Below are 4243 nucleotides of genomic sequence, written 5' to 3'. Positions count from 1 at the left end.
CCCCGGCCGCGCGCGCGGCCGGGGGCTCACGAGTGTCGTCGGATCAGCCCTTGGCGTTCGCGAGTGCCGTCACCAGGAGCGGGGTCACCAGCTCCACCTGCCACGGCCGGGCGCCGTGGCCCGTCAGGGCGGCGGCGACGCCGTCCGCGTCCGCCGGGGCCGGCGGCTCCCAGCAGACCCGGCGCACGGTGTCCGGGGTGATCAGGTTCTCCTGCGGCAGGTTCAGCTCCTCCGCGAGCGTCGAGACCGCCGCGCGCGCCGCCGACAGGCGGGCCGCCGCCACCGGGTCCTTGTCGGCCCAGGCGCGCGGCGGGGGAGGGCCCGCGATCTGCTGGCCGGGCTGGGGGAGCTCGCTCTCCGGGAGGGCGCGGGCGCGGTCGACCGCGGCCTGCCACTGCTCCAGCTGACGGCGGCCCATCCGGTTGCCGAAACCGGGCAGGGCGGTGAGCGCGGCGACGTTCACCGGCACGGCGAGTGCCGCCTCGACGATGGCCGCGTCGCTGAGGACCTTGCCGGGGGAGACGTCACGGCGCTGGGCGACCTTGTCACGGGCCGTCCACAGCTCGCGTACGACCGCCATCTGGCGGCGGCGGCGCACCTTGTGCATGCCGGAGGTCCGGCGCCACGGGTCCTTGCGGGGCGGCGCGGGCGGGGCGGAGGCGATGGCGTCGAACTCCTGGAGGGCCCACTCCAGCTTGCCCTGCCGGTCGAGCTCCTTCTCCAGCGCGTCGCGCAGGTCGACGAGGAGCTCGACGTCGAGCGCCGCGTACCGCAGCCAGGGCTCGGGCAGCGGTCGGGTGGACCAGTCGACGGCGGAGTGGCCCTTCTCCAGGGCGTAGCCGAGGACGGACTCGACCATCGCGCCGAGGCCGACCCGCGGGAAGCCCGCGAGCCGACCGGCCAGCTCGGTGTCGAAGAGCGAGGTGGGAAGCATGCCTATGTCACGCAGGCACGGCAGGTCCTGGGTGGCGGCGTGCAGGATCCACTCGGTGCCGGCGAGCGCGTCGCCGAGCCCCGACAGGTCGGGACAGCCGACGGGGTCGATGAGCGCGGTGCCCGCGCCCTCGCGCCGGAGCTGGACGAGGTAGGCGCGCTGCCCGTAGCGGTAGCCGGACGCGCGCTCGGCGTCCACGGCCACGGGGCCGGTCCCGGCGGCGAAGGCGGCGATCACCTCGGCGAGGGCGTCCTCCGTCTCGACGACGGGCGGAACCCCCTCGCGGGGCTCCAGCAACGGGATCGGAAGCCCATTCGCAGGGACATCGTCGTCCGGGGGGCCGCCCCCGGTGGTGCGCAGTGCTGTGTCTGCTGCGGTCTCTTGGGCGTCGGTCACCTGTCAAGGGTATCGGTGAACGGCAAGCGCCTGTCGACGGAACGTTCCGTCGACAGGCGCGGGCTTCTCGTCGACCACTCGTCAGTGGATGATCCCCGTCCGCAGGGCCACCGCGACCATGCCGGCGCGGTCGCCGGTGCCCAGCTTGCGGGCGATACGGGCGAGGTGGCTCTTCACGGTGAGGGCGGAGAGGCCCATGGAGACGCCGATCGCCTTGTTCGACTGGCCCTCCGCGACGAGCCGGAGCACCTCGACCTCACGGCCGGAGAGCTCGCGGTAGCCACCCGGGTGACTCGGGGCACCCGGGTGGCGGCGGTGGCCGAGCCGTGCGGCCGTGGCGCCGATGGGGGCGGTGCCGGGCCGGGTCGGGTGGCCGATGTTGGTACGGGTGCCGGTGACGACATAGCCCTTCACGCCGCCCGCCAGGGCGTTGCGCACGGCGCCGATGTCGTCGGCGGCCGAGAGGGCGAGGCCGTTGGGCCAGCCCGCGGCGCGGGTCTCGGACAGCAGCGTGAGACCGCTGCCGTCGGGCAGATGGACGTCGGCAACGCAGATGTCGCGTGGGTTGCCGACGCGGGGACGGGCCTCCGCGATGGACGAAGCCTCGATCACGTCGCGTACTCCGAGGGCCCACAGGTGGCGGGTCACGGTGGAGCGGACGCGCGGGTCGGCCACGACGACCATGGCCGTCGGCTTGTTCGGGCGGTAGGCGACCAGGCTTGCGGGCTGCTCGAGGAGAACGGACACCAGGCCTCCTGGGGGGAAGGGTGCGGGACGGAGCCGGCTCGGGGAAGAAGCCGGGGGCGAACCCGTGCTGTGAAGGGGTCACTGACTCCTTCGGCAGGAGGGCCGCCCGCCTTTAGGGAAAGATCACGATTTGGTGAGTAACAATTAGGGCAATTCGGACGCGTGATCGATCATCCTACGAGCGGCCCTCGCCCCGTCACCCCCACGAGGGAAGTGCCGGGGCGTCCTTCCGGAAGGCCCGCGCGCCTCCCGGAGGCCTCCTCAGGCCTGCTGCGGACCCCGCCGCTGGGGCAGCGAGACGACCCCCGCGCCCGCCACCGTCCCCGCGCCCGGATCCGCCGGCGCCGGCGGGAGCCCCGCAATCTGGCAGAGCAGATCGCACCAGGCCGCCAGGTGCGCCGCCGTGTCCGGCACCCCGGCGAGAACCTCGCGCGGCGTCCAGGACGCCCGGATCTCGATCTGGGTCGCCGGCCGGCGGTCCGCCAGACCGCCGAAGTAGTGCGAGCCCGCCATGGTCACGGTCCCGCTCGCCTCCCCGTACGCGAGCCCCCGCGCCTCCAGCGCCCCGGTCAGCCAGGACCAGCAGACCTCCGGCAGCAGCGGGTCCGCGGCCATCTCCGGCTCCAGCTCCGCCCGGACCAGCGTCACCAGCCGGAACGTGCCCTTCCAGGCCTCGTGGCCGTCCGGATCGTGCAGCAGCACGAGCCGCCCGTCCGCCAGGTCCTCCTCGCCGTCCACGACGGCCGCCTCCACCGCGTACGCGTAAGGGGCCAGCCGCTGCGGCGGCCTGGTCGGGTCGATCTCGATCTCGGACCGCAGCCGCGCCGAGCGCAACGCCTCCACCGCCCGCCGGAACGCGGGTGGCACCGGGTTCGCCTCCGTACTGTCCGCCGTTTCGTCCGTCCCTCGATCGCCGTCGGAATGATCGGAAAAGTGTCCCTGAGCCGCAGCCATGCGGGGAAGAGTAGGCGGAACGGGGCCTCTGCGCAGTGAGGGACACCCGGCCCGGACGAGCGGCTTCCCGCCACATGCGAAGATTCTGGGCGTGAGTGCCATGGACAGCCCGCAGGGCCAGCAGACGAAGCACCAGTCGCGGACGTACGACTCCGCGTTCCTCAAGGCATGCCGGCGCGAGCCCGTGCCCCACACGCCCGTCTGGTTCATGCGACAGGCCGGGCGCTCCCTCCCCGAGTACCTGAAGGTCCGCGAGGGCATCCCCATGCTCGAATCGTGCATGCGGCCCGAGCTGGTCACCGAGATCACGCTCCAGCCCGTGCGCCGCCACAAGGTCGACGCCGCGATCTACTTCAGCGACATCGTCGTCCCCCTCAAGGCCATCGGGATCGACCTCGACATCAAGCCCGGCGTCGGCCCCGTCGTCGCCGACCCGATCCGCACCCGCGCCGACCTCGCCCGGCTGCGCGACCTCACGCCCGAGGACGTCCACTACGTCACCGAGGCCATCGGGATGCTCACCGCCGAGCTGGGCGACACGCCGCTCATCGGCTTCGCCGGCGCGCCGTTCACCCTCGCGAGCTACCTCGTCGAGGGCGGCCCCTCGCGCAGCCACGAGCACACCAAGGCGCTCATGTACGGCGACCCGCAGCTCTGGGCCGACCTCCTCGACCGCCTCGCGGAGATCACCTCGGCCTTCCTCAAGGTCCAGATCGAGGCCGGCGCCTCCGCCGTCCAGCTCTTCGACTCCTGGGTCGGCGCCCTCGCCCCGGCCGACTACCGCCGCTCGGTGATGCCGGCCTCCGTGAAGGTGTTCGACGCGGTCGCCGGATACGGCGTCCCGCGCATCCACTTCGGCGTCGGCACGGGCGAGCTCCTCGGCCTCATGGGCGAGGCCGGCGCGGACGTCGTCGGCGTCGACTGGCGCGTCCCGCTCGACGAGGCCGCCCGCCGCGTCGGCCCCGGCAAGGCGCTCCAGGGCAACCTGGACCCGGCCGTGCTCTTCGCCTCGCGCGACGTGGTGGAGGCCAAGACCGACGAGGTCCTCGCCGCCGCGAAGGACCTGGAGGGGCACGTCTTCAACCTGGGCCACGGCGTCATGCCGGCGATGGACCCGGACGCCCTGAGCCGCCTCGTCGAGTACGTGCACACCCGGACGGCCGTCTGACCCGCGGACCGGCACACACGACGGCGACGGCCGCCGGGGGAGAC

The 4243-nt window shown here is 73.6% G+C and carries 4 protein-coding genes; 1 reads left to right on the top strand and 3 read right to left on the bottom strand.

Annotated elements, in window-relative coordinates; translation table 11 throughout:
• Positions 1-43: 43 nt before the first annotated feature.
• The 3 genes from ACFCY7_RS40005 to ACFCY7_RS39995 all read right to left on the bottom strand — a co-directional run bounded on the left by ACFCY7_RS40005 (position 44) and on the right by ACFCY7_RS39995 (position 3031).
• Positions 44-1330 carry a ribonuclease D gene (locus ACFCY7_RS40005; RefSeq protein WP_376491002.1) on the bottom strand — a complete coding sequence of 429 codons (1287 nt, stop codon included), beginning with the start codon at positions 1328-1330 and terminating at the stop codon, positions 44-46.
• Between the two features lie 81 nt (positions 1331-1411).
• Positions 1412-2077: a LuxR C-terminal-related transcriptional regulator gene (locus ACFCY7_RS40000; protein WP_376491001.1), complete on the bottom strand. Its 666-nt coding sequence runs from the start codon at positions 2075-2077 to the stop codon at positions 1412-1414.
• Between the two features lie 261 nt (positions 2078-2338).
• Complete coding sequence (locus ACFCY7_RS39995; RefSeq protein ID WP_376491000.1) at positions 2339-3031, bottom strand: DUF3000 domain-containing protein; 693 nt, start codon at positions 3029-3031, stop codon at positions 2339-2341.
• Positions 3032-3122: 91 nt separating this feature from the next.
• Here ACFCY7_RS39995 and hemE point away from each other — a divergent pair, with 91 nt between their 5' ends.
• Positions 3123-4199, top strand: coding sequence for a uroporphyrinogen decarboxylase (gene hemE / locus ACFCY7_RS39990; RefSeq protein ID WP_376490999.1), 1077 nt, complete (start codon positions 3123-3125; stop codon positions 4197-4199).
• The last annotated feature ends 44 nt before the right edge of the window (positions 4200-4243 follow it).

Source organism: Streptomyces sp. NPDC056361 (assembly GCF_042262805.1).
GTDB lineage: Bacteria > Actinomycetota > Actinomycetes > Streptomycetales > Streptomycetaceae > Streptomyces.
This window is presented reverse-complemented; position numbering and strand designations above follow the sequence as displayed.